22 protein-coding genes are annotated in these 20,364 nt (G+C 66.7%); 13 read left to right on the plus strand and 9 right to left on the minus strand.

Features of this window, described 5'->3' with window-relative positions:
* Positions 1-84: 84 nt before the first annotated feature.
* The 4 genes from QM732_RS23455 (at position 85) to QM732_RS23470 (ending at position 2,183) form a co-directional block, all read left to right on the plus strand.
* On the plus strand, positions 85-1,053 hold the full coding sequence (locus tag QM732_RS23455; RefSeq protein ID WP_415658498.1) for a helix-turn-helix transcriptional regulator: 969 nt from the start codon (positions 85-87) through the stop codon (positions 1,051-1,053).
* A 102-nt stretch (positions 1,054-1,155) separates the two neighbouring features.
* A complete protein-coding gene (locus QM732_RS23460; RefSeq protein ID WP_415658499.1) occupies positions 1,156-1,464 on the plus strand; it encodes a DUF883 family protein in 309 nt (102 codons plus the stop codon).
* A gap of 7 nt (positions 1,465-1,471) precedes the next feature.
* Positions 1,472-1,858 carry a phage holin family protein gene (locus tag QM732_RS23465; protein WP_415658500.1) on the plus strand — a complete coding sequence of 129 codons (387 nt, stop codon included), beginning with the start codon at positions 1,472-1,474 and terminating at the stop codon, positions 1,856-1,858.
* Positions 1,859-1,883: 25 nt separating this feature from the next.
* Positions 1,884-2,183, plus strand: coding sequence for a hypothetical protein (locus QM732_RS23470; RefSeq protein ID WP_415658501.1), 300 nt, complete (start codon positions 1,884-1,886; stop codon positions 2,181-2,183).
* Between the two features lie 6 nt (positions 2,184-2,189).
* Here QM732_RS23470 and QM732_RS23475 read toward each other — a convergent pair whose 3' ends face one another.
* From QM732_RS23475 to QM732_RS23485, 3 genes are read right to left on the minus strand one after another with little or no spacing between them, the layout of a single operon-like run.
* Positions 2,190-2,831: a hypothetical protein gene (locus QM732_RS23475; protein ID WP_415658502.1), complete on the minus strand. Its 642-nt coding sequence runs from the start codon at positions 2,829-2,831 to the stop codon at positions 2,190-2,192.
* Positions 2,828-3,406, minus strand: a complete 579-nt coding sequence (locus tag QM732_RS23480; protein WP_415658503.1) for a cob(I)yrinic acid a,c-diamide adenosyltransferase — start codon at positions 3,404-3,406, stop codon at positions 2,828-2,830. The genes QM732_RS23475 and QM732_RS23480 overlap by 4 nt, the downstream gene beginning before the upstream one ends.
* Before the next feature lie 42 nt (positions 3,407-3,448).
* Positions 3,449-3,682 (minus strand): hypothetical protein, encoded by a 234-nt coding sequence (locus tag QM732_RS23485; RefSeq protein WP_415658504.1) that lies wholly within the window; start codon positions 3,680-3,682, stop codon positions 3,449-3,451.
* Between the two features lie 93 nt (positions 3,683-3,775).
* On the opposite strand from QM732_RS23485, the gene QM732_RS23490 reads away from it, so the two are divergent.
* The 6 genes from QM732_RS23490 (at position 3,776) to QM732_RS23515 (ending at position 7,755) form a co-directional block, all read left to right on the plus strand.
* Entirely contained in the window at positions 3,776-5,185 is a 1,410-nt protein-coding gene (locus QM732_RS23490; protein WP_415658505.1) for an FAD-binding oxidoreductase, read from the plus strand.
* Between the two features lie 140 nt (positions 5,186-5,325).
* Positions 5,326-6,180: a class A beta-lactamase gene (gene bla / locus QM732_RS23495; RefSeq protein ID WP_415658506.1), complete on the plus strand. Its 855-nt coding sequence runs from the start codon at positions 5,326-5,328 to the stop codon at positions 6,178-6,180.
* 231 nt (positions 6,181-6,411) lie between these two features.
* Positions 6,412-6,723: an NIPSNAP family protein gene (locus tag QM732_RS23500; protein ID WP_415658507.1), complete on the plus strand. Its 312-nt coding sequence runs from the start codon at positions 6,412-6,414 to the stop codon at positions 6,721-6,723.
* A complete protein-coding gene (locus tag QM732_RS23505) occupies positions 6,720-7,040 on the plus strand; it encodes an antibiotic biosynthesis monooxygenase family protein (protein ID WP_415658508.1) in 321 nt (106 codons plus the stop codon). Before QM732_RS23500 ends, QM732_RS23505 begins: the two co-directional genes overlap by 4 nt.
* Positions 7,040-7,363 (plus strand): ArsR/SmtB family transcription factor, encoded by a 324-nt coding sequence (locus tag QM732_RS23510; RefSeq protein ID WP_415658509.1) that lies wholly within the window; start codon positions 7,040-7,042, stop codon positions 7,361-7,363. Before QM732_RS23505 ends, QM732_RS23510 begins: the two co-directional genes overlap by 1 nt.
* A gap of 20 nt (positions 7,364-7,383) precedes the next feature.
* On the plus strand, positions 7,384-7,755 hold the full coding sequence (locus QM732_RS23515) for a hypothetical protein (RefSeq protein ID WP_415658510.1): 372 nt from the start codon (positions 7,384-7,386) through the stop codon (positions 7,753-7,755).
* Positions 7,756-8,067: 312 nt separating this feature from the next.
* Here QM732_RS23515 and QM732_RS23520 read toward each other — a convergent pair whose 3' ends face one another.
* The 5 genes from QM732_RS23520 to QM732_RS23540 form a co-directional block, all read right to left on the minus strand.
* On the minus strand, positions 8,068-9,576 hold the full coding sequence (locus QM732_RS23520; RefSeq protein WP_415659432.1) for a SpoVR family protein: 1,509 nt from the start codon (positions 9,574-9,576) through the stop codon (positions 8,068-8,070).
* Between the two features lie 89 nt (positions 9,577-9,665).
* Positions 9,666-10,943 carry a YeaH/YhbH family protein gene (locus QM732_RS23525; protein ID WP_415658511.1) on the minus strand — a complete coding sequence of 426 codons (1,278 nt, stop codon included), beginning with the start codon at positions 10,941-10,943 and terminating at the stop codon, positions 9,666-9,668.
* A gap of 16 nt (positions 10,944-10,959) precedes the next feature.
* Positions 10,960-12,882, minus strand: a complete 1,923-nt coding sequence (locus QM732_RS23530) for a PrkA family serine protein kinase (RefSeq protein ID WP_415658512.1) — start codon at positions 12,880-12,882, stop codon at positions 10,960-10,962.
* Between the two features lie 435 nt (positions 12,883-13,317).
* A complete protein-coding gene (locus QM732_RS23535) occupies positions 13,318-14,232 on the minus strand; it encodes a ParB/RepB/Spo0J family partition protein (protein ID WP_415658513.1) in 915 nt (304 codons plus the stop codon).
* Positions 14,233-14,259: 27 nt separating this feature from the next.
* Positions 14,260-14,799 (minus strand): RBBP9/YdeN family alpha/beta hydrolase, encoded by a 540-nt coding sequence (locus QM732_RS23540; protein WP_415658514.1) that lies wholly within the window; start codon positions 14,797-14,799, stop codon positions 14,260-14,262.
* A 51-nt stretch (positions 14,800-14,850) separates the two neighbouring features.
* Between QM732_RS23540 and argC the strand changes: the two genes are divergently transcribed.
* The 3 genes from argC (at position 14,851) to QM732_RS23555 (ending at position 19,580) form a co-directional block, all read left to right on the plus strand.
* On the plus strand, positions 14,851-15,798 hold the full coding sequence (gene argC, locus QM732_RS23545) for an N-acetyl-gamma-glutamyl-phosphate reductase (protein WP_415658515.1): 948 nt from the start codon (positions 14,851-14,853) through the stop codon (positions 15,796-15,798).
* Between the two features lie 127 nt (positions 15,799-15,925).
* A complete protein-coding gene (locus tag QM732_RS23550; protein WP_415658516.1) occupies positions 15,926-18,217 on the plus strand; it encodes a hypothetical protein in 2,292 nt (763 codons plus the stop codon).
* A gap of 70 nt (positions 18,218-18,287) precedes the next feature.
* Positions 18,288-19,580, plus strand: coding sequence for an esterase/lipase family protein (locus QM732_RS23555; protein WP_415658517.1), 1,293 nt, complete (start codon positions 18,288-18,290; stop codon positions 19,578-19,580).
* 18 nt (positions 19,581-19,598) lie between these two features.
* Here QM732_RS23555 and QM732_RS23560 read toward each other — a convergent pair whose 3' ends face one another.
* Positions 19,599-20,222, minus strand: a complete 624-nt coding sequence (locus QM732_RS23560; protein WP_415658518.1) for a LysE family translocator — start codon at positions 20,220-20,222, stop codon at positions 19,599-19,601.
* Between the last annotated feature and the right edge of the window lie 142 nt (positions 20,223-20,364).

Below are 20,364 nucleotides of genomic sequence, written 5' to 3' on the forward strand. Positions count from 1 at the left end.
CCTTGGAGAGCAGTTTGTGAGCCAGCTGGCTCATGAGATGATCCACCTGGAAAACCACTGTGAATATTTTCAGGACCAGGCCGCATGGACCGTACCGAGCGCTTCTACAAGATCGAGCACCTGATCCGCTCTCGCGGCTGCGTGTCCTTCGCCGAGCTGATAGAGGCTCTGGAGGTGTCGCCGGCCACGCTCAAGCGCGACCTGGCCTATCTGCGTGAGCGGCTGGATGCGCCCATCGAGTACGACGCCGCCGACAACGGCTACCGCTTCGGCCAGCAGTGGCGTGGCGGCAAGCACGAGCTGCCGGGCGTCTGGTTCAACGAGGCCGAGCTGCATGCGCTGCTGACCATGCAGCAGATGCTGGCTGGCCTGGATGAGCAAGGCGTCGTCGGTCGCCACCTGCAGCCCATGTTCGACAAGATCACCGGCATGCTTGGCGTGGATGCAGCCGAGGCCGACGAGCTGCGGCGCCGCGTCAGGCTCATCGGCACGGCGCGGCGGCGCATGGCCAGCGACAGCTTCGAGACCGTGGGCAGCGCCGTCGTCAAGCGCAGACGCCTGGCCATCCGCTATCGCAAGAAGCGTGATGGCACCAGCAGCGAGCGCGAGGTATCGCCGCAGCGTCTGGTACACCACCGCCATGCCTGGTACCTGGACGCTTGGTGCCATGCCAGCGACGCCTATCGCCGCTTCGCGATGGACGGCATCGAGAGCGCCGTGCTCCTGGATGCAGAAGCCAAGGCCGTGCCGCTGGCCGAACTGGAGGCGGAGCTGGACCAGGGCTATGGCATCTTCGCCGGCGGCACGCCTCGCGAGGCCGAGCTGCTGTTCAGCGCCGATGCGGCGGCCTGGGTGTCGCGCGAGGAATGGCATCCGGCCCAGCAAAGCGAATTTCTGCCTGATGGCCGCTGGCGGCTGCGCCTGCCCTATGTGGACGATACCGAGCTGTTGATGGACCTGCTGCGCCATGCCGGCCAGGTGGAGGTCGTGGCGCCCGCAGCCCTGCGCGAGGCCCATGCGCAGCGGCTGCGGCAGGCCGTCGCGGTGCTGTAGGGCCATGTAGGACAAGCTCCATTCATTTGCGATGCGTCATATCGGCAGCGCTCAATCGGGTTAGGCTTGGTCCGTGTTTGACCCCCCGACCGAGGAGCCGCAATGAGTGACGCAACCCAGGCGAAAGAAAAGTTGGCCTCTGATTTCCGTGCGGTGATGGACGACATCGACGCGCTGATGACGGCCACGACGAACAAGGCGGACGGCGAGGTCAAGGCCTTGCGCGCCCGCATCCAGGACCGCTTGTCGGGTGCCAAGGAGAAGTTCCTCGACGTGCAGCACGAGGCCGTGCAGCGCGCCAAGGATGCTGCCACCGCCACCGACGATTACGTGCATGCCAAGCCCTGGCAGGCCATTGGCGTCGCGGCAGCCGTGGGCTTGGCCCTGGGTGTGCTGATCGGCCGCCGTTGAGCCTCGCTTGAGCGACGACAAGGAACCCGTCTCCGCGCCGCTGCGGCGGCTCGGGGCTTCTTTGCTGACGCTCGGCCGCATCCGGCTCGAGTTGTTCGCCATCGAGGCCCAGGAGGAGAAGGAGCGCATTGCGGGCCTGCTGCTGTGGGCCGTGCTGGCCGCTTTGCTGGCGGGCTTCGGCCTGCTGATGTTGCTGGTGCTCGTCACAGTGGCGCTGTGGGACAGCCATCCGCTGCTGGCCCTGGGCTGTGGCACGCTGGTCCTCGTGGCCGCTGCTGTTTTCGCGGTGCTCAAGGTCCGAGCCTTGATCGCACAGCCCGCGAGCCTGTTCCAGGCCAGCATCGGCGAACTGCGCTCGGATGCCGAAGCATTGCGGCGTCGAACGGGGCCATGAGGGTCGCGCAAGGAAAGGTGAGTCTGTGATCCCCCGCATCCCAGCGGACCCGGTCGAACGCGCCGAGCGCAAGGCCAATCTGCTGCTGGCATCGGAAGTGATGCGTGGTCAGGCAGCGCTGGCGGTAGACGACCTCGGCCAGCGTGCCGACGGCTGGGTGAACCGGGTGAGGGCTTGGCGCAGCCTGCTGTCCAACCCCTGGGTGGCGGCCGCTGCAGGCACGGGCGCAGCCTTCTTCGCGGGAGCGGGGCAGAAGCGGCGTGGCCAGCTCTGGCGCGGGTTGCGTTGGGCCTGGCTGGCCTGGCGGATCTGGCGGCGTCGCTGAGCCGGTTCAGAGCGCCACGAAGCGCTGACCATTCCAGCCGAAGCGCTTTTGCACACGACCCGCTTGGCCATCCGTGCAACGTGTGGTCGTGATGTCGAAGACCAGCTGCACGGCGCCGGTGTTCTCGCTTTCGGCACGCAGGCCTTCGAGTGAGGACGCAGTTGTCGCCTCCGGCGGGCATGGGCCGTCGCCTCCTGCATGCGTCTCGACGAGAAGTTGCCGCGCAAAGACCTGGCCGTCGGACTTGGGCGTGAGGAACAGTACCTCGTAGCTGCTGGCATGGTCGCCACGATGCATATCCGAGGACTCCAGCAGCGCGAAGTGCTTGTGGTTCGGGCCATCGAACTCGAACCGCACGCGTAGGTTCGGGCTGGACCGGGCGTTGGCCAGGCCATAGCTGCCAGTGCCTGCGTCGAAAGCGTACAGACCTGCCACGCGGCGGGCTAGATCGGGCAGCGTGACAAGGAACGCCCGGTCGTTGAGCCGGAAACAGGATTGCGGCCGGGCAAGTCCGGGCTTGCCGGCGTAGAAGGCTTGCAATGCCTTGAAGGGCAGCGTCTGCAGCGCCGACTCACAGGGCTCGAAGAAGGTGGCGGCATGGGCGGCGCCGTGGGCGGCAATCAGGACTACGCCAAGCCAGCGCTTCATTCCGCGTCCAGCCGCTTCATGCGCTCACTTTGCCAGTAGACGTCGTCGCCACCCAGGCCGTCGAGGTTGGCGCGGTTCAGCACGCGGGCCAGTACGAAGAGCAGGTCGGACAGCCGGTTCAGGTACTGGCGGGGTGCGGCGCGCACGGTCTCCGTCGCGGCCACCTTGATGACGGCGCGCTCGGCACGGCGGGCGACGGTGCGGCAGACATGGGCGATCGCTGCGCTGCGGGTGCCCGCCGGCAGGATGAACTCCTTGAGCCGAGGCAGGTGTTCGTTGTAGTGCTCCAGTGCATCGTCCAGGCGCAACACGGCGGCTTCCTTCAGCAGCTCGCCCCCGGGCCACGAGAGCTCGCCGCCAAGGTTGAATAGCTCGTGCTGGATCGTGATCAGCAGCTCACGTACATCGTCGGGCAGGGGCTCGGCCAGTAGCAGGCCGAGGTTGGAGTTCAGCTCATCGACATCGCCCATGGCCTGCACGCGCAGGTGGTCCTTGGGGACGCGGCTGCCGTCGCTGAGGCCGGTGGTGCCGTCGTCGCCTGTGCGGGTGGCGATCTGGGAGAGTCGGTTGCCCATGGTTGTCCTGGCGGATGCAAAGCCGCCATTCTCGTCAGGCCGTCAATGTCGGCGGCCGCTGCGATGGAAGTCGGGCTTGTGCGTGGGCGCTGCATGCGGGCGCAGGCCGGTGTTGCCGGGCTGGCGCTCGGCGGCCGGGTCGGGCGGCGGTGCCCCGCCCACGCCGGGCTGACGGCCCGTCAGTTCGCGCCAGCGCGCCAGAAGCACGTCGAAGCGCAAGGCCCCGAGTGCAATCAGCGCGACGGCCAGGATCAGCAGCAGCCAGGTCATGTTCATGGTGGGAGGCTCCCGGTGTGGACAAGGTCCATGCTGGCACTGTCGGCGGCGCACTGCAACACAATCGGCTGATGTGGATCAGGAGAGTCACCGATGAACGCGCCCGCCCCCATTGATGCCGTCACCGTGGCGCTGCCGCAAAGCCTGCTGGCCGTGCTGCAGGCCGAGTTCGGCACGCGCTGCTCGACGGCGCTGGCCGTGCGCGAACAGCATGGCCGCGACGAATCCGTCTTCGATGTGCCCCCGCCGCAGGCTGTCGTCTTCGCCGAGAGCGAGGCCGAGGTGGCACGCGTCGTCGGGTTGTGTGCCGAGCATCGCGTGCCGGTCATTCCCTATGGCGCGGGCTCGTCGCTGGAGGGTCATCTGCTGGCCGTGCGGGGTGGTATCAGCCTGGACGTTTCGCGCATGAACCAGATCCTGCGTGTCGATGCAGAAGACCTGACAGTGACGGTGCAGCCCGGCGTCACGCGCAAGGCGCTGAACGAGGCGCTCAGGCACGAGGGCCTGTTCTTTCCCATCGATCCCGGCGCGGACGCATCGCTTGGCGGCATGGCCGCGACACGTGCCAGCGGCACGAATGCGGTGCGCTACGGCACGATGCGCGAGAACGTGCTCGGGCTGCGCTTCGTGTCGGCCGCCGGTGAGGTCGTCCGCAGCGGCTCGCGTGCGAAGAAGAGCAGCGCGGGCTATGACCTGACGCGCCTGGTCATCGGCAGCGAAGGCACGCTGGGCGTCATCACCGAGCTGACGGTCAAGGTGCATCCGCTGCCTGAGGCGGTGTCGGCGGCGGTCTGTTTCTTCCCCAGCATCGACGCCGCTGTGCGCACGGCCATGCAGGTCATACAGATCGGGGTACCTATCGCGCGCTGCGAGCTGCTGGACACGAATGCGATCAAGGCCGTCAATGCGCATGACAGTCTGGGGTTGAAGGAGCTGCCCATGCTGCTGATGGAGTTCCACGGCAGCGAGGCGGGCGTGGCCGAGCAGGCAGCCGTGGTGCAGGAGGTCGCGGCTGACCATGGCGGCGAGGCTTTCGAGTGGGCCACGACGCCCGAGGCTCGTACGCGCCTGTGGACGGCACGGCATCACGCCTATCTGTCAGGCCTGCAGATGCGCCCTGGCTGCCGCGCGGTCACGACGGACACCTGCGTGCCCATCTCGCGGCTGGCCGAGAACATCAATGCCAGCATCGCCGAGGTCGAGGCCACCGGCCTGCCCTATTTCATCGTCGGGCACGTCGGCGATGGCAACTTCCATATGGCCTATCTGCTGGACCCGGCGCGGCCCGAGGAACTGGCCATGGCCGAGCAGCTGAGCGCGCAGATGGTGGCGCGGGCGATCGCGCTCGAGGGCACATGCACCGGCGAGCATGGCATTGGCCTGCACAAGCAGCGCTTCTTGCTCGAAGAGACGGGCGAGGGGGCTGTAGCGGTGATGCGGGCGGTGAAGGTGGCGATGGACCCGGCGGGGATCCTCAACCCGGGGAAGATTTTTGCGGCCTGAGATGCCGCATCTCTGATGCCTTGCTCATCGCCGCGAGCCGCCCGGCCTGGCATTCGCCCCGGAGATGCATGAATCTGCGGAGGGTGCACTCAGTGGCGTGAATGGGTTTGCACCCACTGCCTTGAACCAGAATGCGGCGCATGCAACGCCGTCCCCTTCTCGCTGGCCTGGCCTTCGCGCCGTCGGCTGTTCTCGCTGCCCAGCTCCCCGATTTCGCCGTGCTGGAGCGACGGGTGCGGGGGCGGTTGGGGTTCTTCGCCATCGACACGGGCAGTGGCCGCATGCTCGGGCATCGAGCCGACGAACGCTTTGCCATCGCGTCGACCTTCAAGATCTTGCTGGCCGCGCGTGTCGCACACGGCGTGGAGGCCGGCCGCTGGGGTTGGGACGACACGGTACCGCTGCGGGAGAGCGAGCGCGTGCCGCATTCGCCGACCTTCGACCGCCTGCTGCCCCGCGGACGCGCGACACTGGCCGAGCTGGTGCAGGGCATCGTCGTAGAGAGCGACAACCCGGGCGCCAACGTGCTGCTGCGCCACTGCTGCGAGTCGCCCGCGGGCCTGACGGCGTGGCTGCACCAGCAGGGCGACGACGTTACGCGCCTGGACCGTTGGGAAACCGAACTCAACGAGAACGTACCAGGGGACCTGCGCGACACCAGCACGCCCCGCGGGTTCGCGAAGTCGCTTCGGCATCTGCTGCTCGGCGCCGGCCTCACGCGCACCAGCCAGGCACGGCTGTGGGCGGACCTGCAGGCCTCGCGGACGGGCCTCAAGCGGCTGCGTGCTGGAGTACCGGACAGCGGTTGGCGCGTCATCGACAAGACAGGCACGGGAGCGCGCGGGGCCGTCAACGACGTGGCGCTGGTGTTCCCGCCGCACGGGCGTCCGCCCTGGGTGGTCGTGGCGCTGCAGTCGGACTCAACGGCAACGACGGACGACCTCAGCACCGTACTGGCCGATGCCATGCGGCTGCTGGTCAAGGCCTGGACCTGATCCGATTCGGCGTCAGCACGAGGAGCACACGCACCGCGTGCAGCTGGACGGGCGGCCAAGCTTCGAGCATTCCTGGCCACGGTCGGGTTTCGATGTCCGGACCGGCGCGTTCGACAGCGAGCCGTGCGTTCCAGTCGTGCAGCCGGTAAGCGGCGACGCTTCGCTGCACGCCTAAGCGTCCGGCGCTGATGACGGCGCACATTGTCGGCTCGACAAACCTCCGGTGCCGCCATGTCCGCTATCACCTGCTTCATCCGCTACGAGCTGGACCCCTTCCAGCGCGAAGCCTTCCGCGAGTACGCCCAGGCCTGGGGCCGCATCATTCCGCGCCTGGGCGGCCGACTGCTGGGCTACTGGCTGCCCTGGGAGGGCACGAACAACGAAGCCTGGGGATTGGTCGGCTTCGACTCGCTGGCCGACTACGAGGCCTACCGCGTGCGGCTGAAGGCCGACTCTGAGGCGCTGGCCAACTTCGAGTTCGCCAAGGCGCAGCGATTCATCCTGCGCGAGACGCGTACTTTCTGTGAGGATGTGCAGCCATGATCGCCGTCATCTTCGAAGTTCAACCCGCGCGCGAGGGCCGTCAGACCTATCTCGATCACGCCGCTGCGCTGAAGCTGCTGCTGGAGCAGATGGACGGTTTCATCTCGGTCGAGCGCTTCCAGAGCTTGACGCAACCGGACAAGCTGCTGTCGCTGTCCTTCTGGCGTGATGAGGAGGCCGTGCGGCGCTGGCGCGAGATGGAGCGACATCGCCAGGCCCAGGCGGTCGGCCGGGACGGGCTGTTTGCGGACTACCGGCTGCGCGTCGCCTACGTCGTGCGCGACTACGGCTTGAACGACAGAACGCAGGCACCGTGATGAATGCCGAGCCGCGGTTGGCCCGCGTCGCTGCAGCGATTGCCGACCCGACGCGGGCGCGCACGCTGGCGCGTCTGCTGGACGGCAGGCTGCACACAGCGGGCGAGCTGGCGGTGAATGCCGGCGTCAGCGCTGCGACGATGTCGGCGCACCTGAAGCTGCTGGTCGACGAAGGCCTGGCCCATGTGCGCCCGCAGGGCCGGCACCGCTACTTCGGCCTGGCCGACGGCGACGTGGCGCATGCGTTGGAGGCGTTGCTGCGCGTTGCTGATGCGCGCGATGGCGCTGGCAGTCAACCGGCAGTCAACCGGCAGCCGACCTGAAGCGCTGGCAGCGCCCCGACATGCGCGGCCTGCGCCATGCGCGCACGTGCTACGGACATCTGGCGGGCCAGCTGGGCGTGCAGTGGCGAGAAGCGTTGCTGGCCAAGGGCTGGGTCGCGGCCACGCAGGATGGTCGTTACGAGCTGACCGTCGCCGGTCGCGCGGCGCTGGCGGAGCTGGCGCCGGACGGCTTGCGGCCGAACGGCCGCGTGTTGTACGACTGCGTCGACTGGTCAGAGCGCCGCGACCATTTCGCGGGGCCACTGGCGGTGGCCTGGCTCGACGCCTTGCTGGCCAAGGGTTGGTTGCAGCGAGTTGTCGGGTCGCGAGAGTTGCGGTTGACGCCTACCGGACGGATCGGACTTCTCGATGGCTTGCTGGGTGCGGCTTGATGGCGCGCGTCCATGCAGCGCGACCGGCCAGGCCGTTGGCGCAGTTGCAGTCAGGACGACATCCGATCCGCTGAGCGGGGCAGAGGTCTATGCGGCCTATGGTCGTACTGCGTGGGCTATCTCATTGCTCAGGCAGGCCTTGCAGACACAGCCCGGGCGTGCGGACATCCGGCGGCGTCTGGAGGCGCCGGAGCGTCGAGACAAGGCCGGAACGCCGTGGCATCAGGCATGGAAGGTGAGCTGATCGCGTTGCTGGTGCCGACGTTCCTGGCATTGCACGGCTAGGGCCCGCGACAGGGCGAGGCAGCTGGGTCAGTCCGCCTGCGCCGGCACGTTCCATCGCCGCGTCACGTCGCCATGACCGTTGACGCTTTCGAGGTTGACCGCGAAGCCCCACAGCCGGCCGACATGCTTGAGTACCTCCTGCGCGCTGTCGTGCAGCGGGCGGTTCAGGTGCTGCACATGGCGCAGCGTGAGGGATCGGTCGCCGCGCAGATTGACGTTCCAGACCTGGATGTTGGGCTCGCGCGTGGAGAGGTCGTACTGGCGCGACAAGGCCTGGCGCAGGTGGCGATAGCCGCTCTCGTCGTGGATGGCGGAGATCTCGTACTCGCTCTTGGACTCGTCGTCGAGGACGGAGAAGAGCCGGAAGTCGCGCATCAGTTTCGGACTCAGGTATTGGCCGATGAAGCTCTCGTCCTTGAAGTTGCGCATTGCATGGTCCAGCGTGGGCAGCCAGTCGCTGCCGGCGATGTCGGGGAACCAGTCACGATCCTCGTCGGTGGGGTTCTCACAGATGCGCCGGATGTCGGTGTACATCGCGAAGCCCAACGCGTAGGGGTTGAGGTTGGCGCCCGGGTGCTGATAGACGACGTTAGTGTGCGACTTGAGCCACTCGATCATCATGCCGTCCGACAGGTAGCCGTCGTCGTACATCTGGTTCAGCAGCCGGTGATGCCAGAACGTGGCCCAGCCTTCGTTCATGACCTGGGTCTGGCGCTGCGGATAGAAATACTGCGCGATCTTGCGCACGATGCGCACGATCTCGCGCTGCCAGGGTTCCAGCAGAGGTGCGTTCTTCTCGATGAAGTACAGCAGATTCTCTTGCGGTTCCTCGGGGAAGCGGCGGCTCTCGGCGGCCTCGTCGGGGCGGTCGGGCTTGCGCGGCAGCGTGCGCCAGAGGTCGTTGATCTGGGACTGCGCGTGGTGCTCGCGATCCTTGACCCGCGCGCGCTCTTCGGCGAGCGACAGTTTGGCCGGGCGGCGGTAGCGGTCCACGCCGTGATTCATCAGCGCGTGGCAGCTGTCCAGCAGGGTTTCGACGGCGTCCAGCCCATGGCGCTCCTCGCAGTCAGCGACGTAGTTCTTGGCGTAGACGAGATAGTCGATGATGGATGAGGCATCCGTCCACATGCGGAACAGGTAGTTGCCCTTGAAGAAGCTGTTGTGACCGTAGCAGGCGTGCGCGATGACCAGGGCCTGCATGGCCAGCGTGTTCTCCTCCATCAGATAGGCGATGCAGGGGTCGGAGTTGATGACGATCTCGTAGGCCAGGCCCATCTGGCCACGCCGGTAGTTGCGTTCGGTGGCGATGAACTCCTTGCCGTAGCTCCAGTGGCGGTAGTTCACTGGCATGCCCACGGAGGCATAGGCGTCCATCATCTGCTCGGCGGTGATGACCTCCAGCTGGTTGGCATAGGTGTCCAGGCCGAAGCGCTCGGCCGTTTGCTTGATGACGGAGTGGTAGTCCTCGATGAGCTGGAAGGTCCAGTCGTTGGGCGATGGCAGGGGCTGGCTGGGCCGCTGCAGCAGTGGCTTCATGTGCCGCAGTGGCTGGCGCTGGCGGCGGTCGGGCGTGCCGGCCGGCGGCAATGCCGGATGGCCGTGGCGACGGCGGTCCTCCTTGCTGCTCATGCTGCCGCCCCTTCCTTCTTGAACAGATCGCGGAAGACCGGGTAGATCTCCGAGGCCTCGACGGCCTTGCGCATCGCGAAGTGGGGCTGGTCCTCGGCGAGCTTCTGGTACTCGTCCCACAGGTTCTGTTCGGGCTCGGCAACCTGCACGTAGGCGAAGTAGCGGCATAGCGGCAGGAGCTTGTCGGCCAGAAGCTCGCGGCAGCGGCCGCTGTCGTGGTGCCAGTTGTCGCCGTCACTGGCCTGGGCGCCGTAGATGTTCCACTCGGTGGGCGAGTAGCGCTCGCGGATGATCTGCTCCATCAGCACCAGGGCCGAGGAGACGACGGTACCGCCGGTCTCGGTGGCGTGGAAGAAGTTCTGTTCGTCCACTTCTTGGGCCTGCGTGTGGTGGCGGATGAAGACGACGTCGATCTTCTCGTAGTGCCGCGTGAGGAAGAGGTACAGCAGGATGAAGAAGCGCTTGGCCAGGTCCTTGCGGCTCTCGTCCATGGAGCCTGAAACGTCCATCAGACAGAACATCACGGCGCGCGTTGTGGGCACCGGGATGCGCACGCGCGAGCGAAAGCGCAGGTCGATGGGGTCGAGGAAGGGAATCGCGCTGATGCGCTCGCGCAGATGCTGGATGCGCGCCCGCGTCTCGGCGAGCAAGCGGGGGGTCTCGGGCCGGTCTTCCTTGAGCAACTCCTGCTCGCGCACCTCCAGCTCGTGCAGCTCGCGGCGCTTGTCCATGCCAAGCGCGATGCGCCTGCCCAGGGCGCCGCGCATGGAGCGCACCACGTGCAGGTTGGTGGGCGTTCCATCGGACACGAAGCCGGCACGCTGGGTGCGCCACTCTGGCGTGTCGGCCAGCGTGGTGCGGGCGAGGTTGGGCAAGGCCAGATCGTCGAAGAAGACCTGCATGAACTCTTCCTTGCTGAGGTGGAAGACGAAGTCGTCCTCGCCCTCGCCGGAATCGCTGGCCTCGCCGCCACCGCCACCACCTTGTCCACCCTTGGGCTTGGCGATGCGGTCGCCCTTCACATACTCCTGGTTGCCTGGCCGCACGACCTCGCGGATGCCGCCATCACCGTGACCGAAGATGGGTTCGCTGAGGTCCTTTTTCGGGATGTGCACGTCCTCGCCGCGCTCCATGTCGCGGATGCCGCGGCCGTCCACGGCGCGTTTGACCGCCTCGCGGATCTGCTCCTTGTGGCGGCGCAGGAAGCGCTCGCGGTTGCCGATGGACTTGTTCTTTCCGGACAGTCGTCGGTCGATGATCTGTTGAAGCGACATCGCGCGGCCTGCTTTCTTAGCTGGACTTGCGAACCCTCAGATACCACTCGCACAGCAGGCGCACCTGCTTGGCGGTATAGCCCTTGTCCACCATGCGCTGCACGAAGTTCTCGTGCTTCTTGGCGTCTTCCGCGCTGGCCTTGGCGTTGAAGCTGATGACGGGCAGCAGCTCCTCCGTGTTGGAGAACATCTTCTTCTCGATGACGGTGCGCAGCTTCTCGTAGCTGGTCCACAGCGGGTTCTTGCCCGCGTTGTTGGCGCGCGCACGCAGCACGAAGTTGACGATCTCGTTGCGGAAGTCCTTGGGGTTGGAGATGCCGGCCGGCTTCTCGATCTTCTCCAGCTCGGCGTTCAGCGCACTGCGGTCGAACACCTCGCCGGTGTCGGTGTCGCGGTACTCCTGGTCCTGGATCCAGTAGTCGGCATAGGTCACGTAGCGGTCGAAGATGTTCTGGCCGTACTCGCTGTAGCTTTCCAGGTAGGCGGTCTGGATCTCCTTGCCGATGAACTCGGCATAGCGCGGCGACAGCTGCTCCTTGATGTAGCCGACGTACTTCTCCTCTAGCTCCTTGGGGAACTGCTCGCGCTCGATCTGCTGCTCCAGCACGTACATCAGGTGCACCGGGTTGGCGGCGACCTCTGATGAATCGAAGTTGAAGACCTTGGACAGGATCTTGTAGGCGAAGCGCGTGCTGATGCCGCTCATGCCCTCGTCCACGCCGGCGTAGTCGCGGTACTCCTGGTAGCTCTTGGCACGCGGGTCGGTGTCCTTCAGGTTCTCGCCGTCGTAGATCTGCATCTTGGAATACAGCGACGAGTTCTCGGGCTCCTTCAGCCGGGTGAGCACGGCGAACTGGCTCATCATCTTCAATGTGCCGGGGGCGCACTTGGCTTCGGCCAGTGACGAGCCGCGGATCAGCTTCTCGTAGATCTTCACTTCCTCGCTGACTCGCAGGCAGTAGGGCACCTTGACGATGTAGACACGGTCGAGGAAGGCCTCGTTGTTCTTGTTGTTGCGGAAGGTCTTCCACTCGCTCTCGTTGCTGTGTGCCAGGACGATGCCGTCGAAGGGGATGGCGCCGAAGCCCTCGGTGCCCTTGTAGTTGCCCTCCTGGGTGGCGGTGAGCAGGGGATGCAGCACCTTGATCGGCGCCTTGAACATCTCGACGAATTCCAGCAGGCCCTGGTTGGACAGGCACAGGCCGCCGCTGTAGCTGTAGGCGTCGGGGTCGTCCTGCGCAAAGGTTTCCAGCTTGCGGATGTCGACCTTGCCGACCAGGCTGGAGATGTCCTGGTTGTTCTCATCGCCCGGTTCGGTCTTGGATACGCCGATCTGCTTGAGCACGCTGGGGTAGCGCTTGACGACCTTGAACTTGCGGATGTCGCCGCCGAACTCGTCCAGCCGCTTCACGGCCCACGGGCTCAGGATGCGGTTCAGGTAGCGGCGCGGGATACCGTAGTCGCGCTCCAGCAGCGGGCCGTCCTCGATGGGGTCGAAGAGGCCCAGTGGCGACTCGTTCACCGGCGAGCCGGCCAGCGCGTAAAAGGGTACGTGCTCCATCAGCTGCTTGAGCCGTTCGGCGATGGAACTCTTGCCGCCGCCCACTGGCCCCAGCAGGTAGAGGATCTGCTTCTTCTCCTCCAGGCCCTGCGCGGCATGCCTGAAATAGGACACCACCTGCTCGATGGCCTCTTCCAGGCCGTAGAACTCGGCAAAGGCCGGATAGATCTTGATGGTCTTGTTGGCGAACAGGCGCGACAGCCGCGGATCGTTGCGGGTGTCCAGCATCTGCGGCTCGCCGATGGCCTGCAGCATGCGCTCGGCAGCCGTGGCATAGGCCAGCGGGTTCTTCTTGCACTCCGCGAGGTAGTCCTCCAGCGAGAGCTCCTCGACCTTGCTGCGCTCGAAGCGCGCTGCGAAATGGCTGATGACGTCCATGCGACCTCCTGCGGTTTGAACTCCACAGGGCCGCAGGCACGATCCGTGCCCGGGGGACTGGGGGGTTCTGATCGCGCCTCAACTGCAAGGCGTCATCAGAACTCTCCACTCGGCTGGCCAGCAACTCCGGGCTGCCGGCTGCGTCTCAACGCAAGGATAAGCCGCCGCTAGCCCACCAACACGTCTGCCCGCTTTTTCGTTGACAGGGTGCCGGACCAGCATACGCCCGCAGACCAGGCAAGACCTGTCACCCGCCGGGCAAACCACACGAACAGGGAGGCCTTGTGGCGGGCCGCAGACACTGTCGCCCGTGAAGAACTGTTGCGGTGCCGGAGCATGGTGGCGCAGGCTTCATCAACCGTCCCCGGAATGCCGGGGCAGCGTTGTCACACACCGTGGTGCAGCGCATTGCCGCACGGCACGGCGGCAAGCGTGTCAGGCGCCGCGCAGCTTGTCGAGGATGCCCGACAGTGCGTCCAGCGAATCGAAATGGATGGCCAGTTCGCCGCTTTGGCCGCCGCGCTTGGTGGCCTTCTTCACGCGCACTTCGACCGTGGCACCAAGTGCGTCGGCCAGCTCCTCTTCCAGGCGCAGCACATCGCGGCTCTTGTCGCTCTTCACGCGCAGCAGCGGCGCCTGGCGCGCGGCGCCCTGGGTCTTGGCGACCAGCTTCTCGGCCTCGCGCACGCTGAGCTTCTTGGCCGCAATCTCGCTGGCCGTGGTGATCTGCACGGCGCCGTCCAGCGGCAGCAGCGCGCGAGCATGGCCCATGTCGAGATCGCCTGCCATCAGCATGTTCTGCACCGGCGCGCTGAGGTTGAGCAGGCGCAGCAGGTTGCTCGCCGCGCTGCGCGAGCGGCCCACGGCCTGGGCCGCCTGCTCGTGCGTCAGGCCGAACTCGTCGGTCAGGCGCTTGAGGCCCTGAGCCTCTTCGAGCGGATTCAGGTCCTCGCGCTGGATGTTCTCGATCAGCGCCATGGCGGCAGCGGACTCATCGGGCACGGCCTTCACCAGCACGGGTACCTCGCGCAGGCCGGCAAGCTTGGCCGCGCGAAAGCGCCGCTCGCCGGCGATGATCTCGTAGGCTGCGGCTCCGCCGGGTGCTGTACTGGACGAAAGGGGCCGCACCAGGATGGGCTGCATGATGCCCTGTGCCTTGATGCTCTCGGCCAGCTCGTACAGCGAGCCCTCGTCCATGCGTGTGCGCGGCTGGTACTTGCCGGCCTGCATCTGTTCCAGCCTGAGCGTGCTGGGCGTGCCGTCGCGCTCGGGCGCGGGGCTGTCGCTGACTTTGGGGCCGAGCAGGGCTTCGAGGCCGAGGCCGAGGCCTTTGGGTTTCTTGGTCGCCATGGACGCGGATTGTCCTTCAGCCCTTCTTCATGCCCTGAGCAGGCCGAGCAGCAGCTCGCGGCCCTCCGGCCAGTCGCCCAGGCCCGACTCGGCATTCAGGTGACCCCGCGGTCCGGCGATGACGACGCTGCTGCCCCAGTCGGCCGCCATCTGCGTGGCGCGCTCTGCGGCGCCATACGGGTCATCGCTGCTGATGACGGTGACGCTGGGAAAGGGTAGCGCCGAGCGGCGTATGGGGCGCCAGTTGTGCAGCTGCGGCGGCATGTCCTCACGCTCGGTGTCCGGTGGTGCGACGAGCAGGGCACCCCTCACGCGCGCCGTGTGCTGGGAGTGCTCCGCCCAGCTGGCCACCAGCTGGCAGCCCAGCGAATGAGCCACGAGCAGCGCTGGCGCATCGTCCTGCAGCAGCACTTCATCCAGCCTTGCCATCCAGTCGCCGCGTCGGGGCCAGTGCCAGTCGTGCTGCTCCACGCGCTGGTCGCCGTGCAGCCGTTCCCAGCGGCTTTGCCAGTGCTCGGGGCCGGAGTTCTGCCAGCCGGGGAGAAGCAGTACGCGCGATGGATTCATGGTTTGCCCTTATCCTTGACGGCTCGATTTTCAGTGCTTGGAGCAGCGGCAATGACGTTCAAGGTGTTTGTGGATGGCCAGGAAGGCACCACTGGTTTGCGGATCCACGAGTACCTCGCGGCCCGTACCGACATCGAGGTGCTGCGCATCGACGCCGACAAGCGCAAGGATCCGGCCGAGCGTTCGCGCCTGCTGAACGCAGCCGACGTGGCCTTCCTGTGCCTGCCCGATGCGGCTTCGCGCGAGGCGGCCTTCATGGTCAACAACGCCAACACCTGCCTCATCGACGCCAGCACGGCCCACCGCACGGCGCCAGGCTGGGCTTTCGGCCTTCCAGAGCTGGCCCGTGGACAGCGCGGCGCCATCCAGGCATCCAAGCGCATCGCCAATCCGGGCTGCCATGCAAGTGCCTTCATCCTGGCCGTGCGTCCGCTGGTGGACGCCGGCCTGCTGCCGCGCGACGCGGCGGTCAGTGCGACTTCCATCACCGGCTACTCGGGCGGTGGCAAGACCATGATCGCCGAGTACGAGCAGCAGCCGTTGCCCGCCCATCTGCAGGCGCCGCGGCCGTATGCGCTGGGCCTGAAGCACAAGCACCTGCCGGAGATGATGGCCCACACCGGCCTGTCCGCGCCGCCGGTGTTCGTGCCCATCGTCAGCAGCTTCTACAAGGGCCTGGCCGTCAGCGTGCCGCTGCATCTCAGCCAGCTCAAGGCAGGCACGACGCCGGAGCAGGTGCGGGCCGCGCTGGCCGCGCACTACGAAGGCGAGCGTTTCATTGACGTGAAGCCGCTGCGCGACGCGGCCACGCTGGAGACCGGCTTCTTCGACGTGCAGGCCTGCAACGACACGAACCGCGTGGACCTGTTCGTGTTCGCGTCAGATACCCAGGCGCTGGTCATTGCCCGCCTGGACAACCTCGGCAAGGGCGCCAGCGGCGCGGCCGTGCAGAGCATGAACGTGCACCTGGGCGTTGAAGAGACGCTGGGCCTGGTCTGAGCCCGCATCGCAGCGTTGCGTCGAACGCTGCGGCGCGCTGAGCTTCATCCGCAAGACTGCGGAGGTGGAGCGCGCTTGAAGCAGCTCCCGCCGGCATAGGATGACGCCTCTCAGTGGGGGGCGTGTGATGTCGAAGACTGCTGGCACCGATGCGGTTCTGGCCCGGATCTCGTTGGTCATCCCGGGTCGCACGATCACTCTGGGCGGCGAGCCCGAGGGCGTTCCTGCATGCCGGCTCGACACCGAGGCCATGCGCTGGACCTATGTGCTCAGGGCGCGTGAACGCTGGCTCGGTTCCAGCGATGCCAGCTCAGGGCGCGAGGAGCAGGCTACACGCACGCTGAAGGGCTTTGGCCTGAAGGACACCGATCTGGAGGCGCTGGCCCGCGCGCCGCGCGTCGTCGTGCGCATGCCTTACGTCTCTGAACGTGAGGGCTGGCAGGGCCGCATCTTTCCCTGGGAATACCTGCTGGCCAAGGCCACGCGGCGCTATCGCAACGTGGACAACCACCATTTCACGGTGATGCGCGAAGTGGTGACCAAGGCACCGGCGAGGTGGCGCAAGTCCGCGCAGCCCAGCCTGCTCTACGTGCAGAGCGCACCGGGCGGCCTGCGCCAGGCCTGGGATTTCAGCGCCGAGACCAAGCGACTCAAGCGCGCGCTGGGCGGTATCCAGCTGATCGAGCTGAAGGACCCGAGCTGGCAGCAGCTGCATGACGTGGTGAAGCAGCGCAAGCCCGACCTGATCCACCTGAGCGGCTTCGACAATCTGGCCGGCCTGAAGGCCTTGCGCGACCTGGTACCGGATGGTGAGCCTGTGGAGGCCGAGTTCGGCCCGATGCGGCTGGACGACGTGCTTGCCAAGGAAGCCAGCGTGCCTGACGGCATGTTGCTGGCAGGCGAGAGCAGCGGTACGGCGGTGATCGGAGCGCAGCGGCTGGCCGAGGCGCTCAACGCGGGCGGCAGCCACTGCGCCTACTTCGTCGCGGTGAGCATCGACAACTCGGCCGCGCGCACGGCAGCGCTGATCGCGGCCGAGCGCGCGGCCCTATCGGCCGTCGGCTTCCAGGACGCAGTCGAGAACCAGCTGGCAGACTTCTTCTTCGAGTTGGTCTACAGCCAGCTCGATCAGGCTGTCTGGAACTTGCCGCTGGCGTTCGAGAGCGCCTGGCTGCGTGCGCGCAAGGAGCCCAACGCGACGCGCGCCACCGGCGTAGCGCTGTGGATGGGCGCGCCGCTGAACGAGGCCGCGTTCACGCGAGGCGAGCCTGCCGCAGCCGAGTTGCCTGATGCCGACACGCCGCCGCGCCTGCTGGCCTTGCCCGAGGAGGAGCTGAATTATTCGGTGCTGCACAATAACGGGCGGCTGTTCCGCCAGATCGTCGTGGAGCGTGGCAGCGCCAGGCCTGACGACTGGCTGAGCGTCGACGTGGAGCTGCAGCTCGGGCCCGAGCAGGCGAGCTATCGCAAGCGGTTCGCGGCTGCTGCGACGCGCTTCGACCTGACCAGCGACGTGCATGTGCCGCTCACGGCCGCGCTGATGCGCTCGCTGCAGGAGGCGGTCAACAGCACCCTGATGGTCCAGCTCAGCCACAACGACAAGGTGCTGACGCGCGACAGCCATCGGCTGCGGCTGCTGCCGGTGGACCAATGGCGCGACAACGAGAAGGACGGCCAGTGGCTGCCCTCCTTCGTGCTGCCGCGCGATCCAGCCGTGGTCGGCGCCGTGGAGCTGGCGCAACGATATGTGCGCATCCTGCGCGACAACCCGGCCGCGGGTTTCGAGGGCTACCAGGCCGCTCCCACCACCGAGGAAGAACAGTTGCGCGAGGTCGATCTGCAGGTTCAGGCCATCTGGTCGGCCTTGCTGCACGAATGGCGGCTGGGCTACATCAACCCGCCGCCGTCGTATAGCAGCAAGCTCGACTCGCAGCGCCTGCGCACGCCCAGCACCATCCTTGGCGCACGCTCCGGCACCTGCATCGACCTGGCCCTGCTGTTCGCCGCCTGCCTTGAGCTGATCGATGTCTATCCGGTCATCTTCCTGCTCAACGGCCATGCGCTGCCGGGCTACTGGCGGCACAACAGCTTCCAGGCCGACTACCTGGCGGTCAGTGGCGACGGCGCACATGCCGCGATGGCCGGTGCCGCGGATCCCAACTCGTCCGCCAGCTTGCAGCGGTTTGCCTGGCAGGCGATAGGCAATGCCCCGTACCGCGAGGTCAGGCAACTGATTCGCGCCAGGCGCCTGGTGCCGATCGAGACGGTTCGTCTCACCGAGCACTGCGGGTTCGTGGAGGCGGTGGAGTCGGGCATCGATGCGCTGTCCGAGGCCGATGACTTCCATTCGGTGCTGGACATCGTGACAGCGCGCATGAGCGGCATCACGCCCCTGCCCATCGTGGAGGAGAGGCCATGAGCCCGGCACGAGCGCCCGAAGGGGTTCATTTCCGCTTGGAGGGGCAGGGCGCAGCGCGAAGGGAGCACCCATGAGCAGCCATGACATCTGGGCCGACGTGAGCACCCGGCTGGCACTCGACGAGGCGCCGAACCTGGTCAGCGCCTTGCCCATTGGTCAGCGCCGCCGGCGTGCCGCTGCCCGCGATGCCGATGGCCGCGCCAAGGTCGAGCTGGTGCGTGACGAGGACGGCCTGCTGCGCTGGGTCTACTCGCCGCCGACCACGCCAGGCGGCACGGGGCGGCGGTCCTATCGGTCGATCCGCGTGGCGCCTGCCGACGTGGTGCAGAGCTTTCGCTTCAACGATTTCGGCGCCAACGCGGTCACCGACAAGCTGATCGCGGCCGATGGCTGGCTGACGCCCGACCAACGCATGCAGCGCTGGCAGGACGGCCACCTGGTGGACGACGTCCAGCCCAGCATCGACAAGGGGCGCGTTCTGCTGCTGGTGCATGGCACCTTCAGCAAGTCGCAGATGTGGTTCGACGAGCTGCAGGCAAGCGATGCCGGCAAGAAGCTGCTGGCCAGCTGGCAGCAGAAGTACAGCGCCATCCTGGCCTTTGGCCACCCAACGCTGTCCGTGGCGGCCTGGTCCAACGCGCTGGACCTGCATCGCGCGCTGCTGAACGTGAGCGCACCCATCGACGTGGTCTGCCACAGCCGTGGGGGCCTGGTGGTGGGCTGGCTGATGCGGCTGCGGGCCGTGCCGGTGGAGCGCGTGGTCTTCGTGGCGTCGCCGCTGGTAGGCACCAGCCTGGCGGCGCCGGACAAGCTGCGCGCCGCGCTCGACATGATCGCCAGCTACGCCGATGCGGTGTCCAAGGTCAGCGCACACGCCACGGGCATCGTGCCATTCGCCGAGGGCGTTTCGCTGCTGGCCAAGATCTTCGGCAAGGTGTTGCACCTGGGCAGCACCACGCCCATCGTCGACGCGGCGGTGGGGCTGGTGCCAGGGCTTGCGACGCAGCAATTGGTCAAGAACAACAGCGACGTGCGGCAGTTGTTTGCCGACCCCTGGCTCAGCACGCCCCAGATGTCTGGCATTGGCGCGGCCTTCCAGCCCGACGAGAGCGCGCAGCCGATCTGGAAGTTCTGGAGGCGTTTCAGCCATATCGGCGACCAGATCAAGTACGGCGCAGCCGACATGGTGTTCCCCGGCCCCAATGACCTCGTGGTGGACGTGGACTCGATGTTCCGGCTGGGCGAGGGCGGCAACATCACGTTCGAGGCCCTGGGCGTGGGACCGACCACGCATCACACCAACTACTTTCGGGACGAGCGCGTGATCGGCTATCTGGGTGATCGGCTGTCGATCCAGAACTGAACTCGCCGCTGTCGCAATTCAAGGCGTCGCCAGCGACGCGAGCTGCCAGGCTGCGAATCCCGCGAGCAGCACCGCCGACCCGCGCCGTATCCAGCGCAGGTGTACTGCCTGCATGCGCTCGCGCAAGCGGCTCACCAAGCCCACCAGCACCAACCACCAGACCGCAGAGCCCAGGAAGACGCCGGCGATCATCCATGCTGGCGATGCCATCGTCAGGCCCGCAGCCAGCGACGAGAAAACCGCGATGAAGGACAGGATGGTTGCTGGGTTGGACAGCGTCAGCAAGAAGGTGCCGCCGAATGCATGCCAGCCCCTGACGCCGCCCTTGGCGGCGGCCGCCTGCCCGGCTTGTGCGCCATGCCAGGCGGTCCAGGCCAGCCACAACAGAAAGAGCGCTCCGCCCACCGCCAGCGGGGCGCGCGCCTCGGTCAGCAGCCGGATCACCGCCGTCACGCCGAAGGCACCGATCGCGCCGTAGAGGGCATCCGCGACGGCCGCGCCCAGGCCGGTGGCCAAGCCGACGCGCGCGCCATGGTCCAGCGTGCGCTGGATACATAGCAGGCCGATGGGGCCGACGGGTGCGGCAATGGACAGGCCGATCAGGGCCGATTTGAGGAGCAGGGGCAGGGGCGAAGCTTCCATGCCAGAAAGTCTATGCAGTAGAACCGCAACCTAGAATGCAGAATCTCAGGCAAGATAGATGAATTGTCTAAATATTTAAGGTGAATCAGTGATTGGCATGGTGGATGAGAAGGCCTGGCGCATTCTGTCGGCGCTGCAGGAG

It is taken from the genome of Roseateles sp. (assembly GCF_047654805.1).
In the GTDB taxonomy this organism is placed as follows: domain Bacteria; phylum Pseudomonadota; class Gammaproteobacteria; order Burkholderiales; family Burkholderiaceae_C; genus Pelomonas.

Coding starts and splice junctions, on each gene's coding strand:
- QM732_RS23515 (WP_415658510.1), top strand. CDS start 7,384: ATGCGCGGCCTGCGCCATGCGCGCACGTGCTACGGACATCTGGCGGGC.
- QM732_RS23480 (WP_415658503.1), bottom strand. CDS start 3,406: ATGGGCAACCGACTCTCCCAGATCGCCACCCGCACAGGCGACGACGGC.
- QM732_RS23490 (WP_415658505.1), top strand. CDS start 3,776: ATGAACGCGCCCGCCCCCATTGATGCCGTCACCGTGGCGCTGCCGCAA.
- QM732_RS23460 (WP_415658499.1), top strand. CDS start 1,156: ATGAGTGACGCAACCCAGGCGAAAGAAAAGTTGGCCTCTGATTTCCGT.
- QM732_RS23475 (WP_415658502.1), bottom strand. CDS start 2,831: ATGAAGCGCTGGCTTGGCGTAGTCCTGATTGCCGCCCACGGCGCCGCC.
- QM732_RS23525 (WP_415658511.1), bottom strand. CDS start 10,943: ATGTCGCTTCAACAGATCATCGACCGACGACTGTCCGGAAAGAACAAG.
- QM732_RS23485 (WP_415658504.1), bottom strand. CDS start 3,682: ATGAACATGACCTGGCTGCTGCTGATCCTGGCCGTCGCGCTGATTGCA.
- bla (WP_415658506.1), top strand. CDS start 5,326: ATGCAACGCCGTCCCCTTCTCGCTGGCCTGGCCTTCGCGCCGTCGGCT.
- QM732_RS23535 (WP_415658513.1), bottom strand. CDS start 14,232: ATGGCGACCAAGAAACCCAAAGGCCTCGGCCTCGGCCTCGAAGCCCTG.
- QM732_RS23540 (WP_415658514.1), bottom strand. CDS start 14,799: ATGAATCCATCGCGCGTACTGCTTCTCCCCGGCTGGCAGAACTCCGGC.
- QM732_RS23555 (WP_415658517.1), top strand. CDS start 18,288: ATGAGCAGCCATGACATCTGGGCCGACGTGAGCACCCGGCTGGCACTC.
- QM732_RS23520 (WP_415659432.1), bottom strand. CDS start 9,576: ATGAAGCCACTGCTGCAGCGGCCCAGCCAGCCCCTGCCATCGCCCAAC.
- QM732_RS23510 (WP_415658509.1), top strand. CDS start 7,040: ATGAATGCCGAGCCGCGGTTGGCCCGCGTCGCTGCAGCGATTGCCGAC.
- QM732_RS23560 (WP_415658518.1), bottom strand. CDS start 20,222: ATGGAAGCTTCGCCCCTGCCCCTGCTCCTCAAATCGGCCCTGATCGGC.
- QM732_RS23455 (WP_415658498.1), top strand. CDS start 85: ATGGACCGTACCGAGCGCTTCTACAAGATCGAGCACCTGATCCGCTCT.
- argC (WP_415658515.1), top strand. CDS start 14,851: ATGACGTTCAAGGTGTTTGTGGATGGCCAGGAAGGCACCACTGGTTTG.
- QM732_RS23530 (WP_415658512.1), bottom strand. CDS start 12,882: ATGGACGTCATCAGCCATTTCGCAGCGCGCTTCGAGCGCAGCAAGGTC.
- QM732_RS23505 (WP_415658508.1), top strand. CDS start 6,720: ATGATCGCCGTCATCTTCGAAGTTCAACCCGCGCGCGAGGGCCGTCAG.
- QM732_RS23550 (WP_415658516.1), top strand. CDS start 15,926: ATGTCGAAGACTGCTGGCACCGATGCGGTTCTGGCCCGGATCTCGTTG.
- QM732_RS23500 (WP_415658507.1), top strand. CDS start 6,412: ATGTCCGCTATCACCTGCTTCATCCGCTACGAGCTGGACCCCTTCCAG.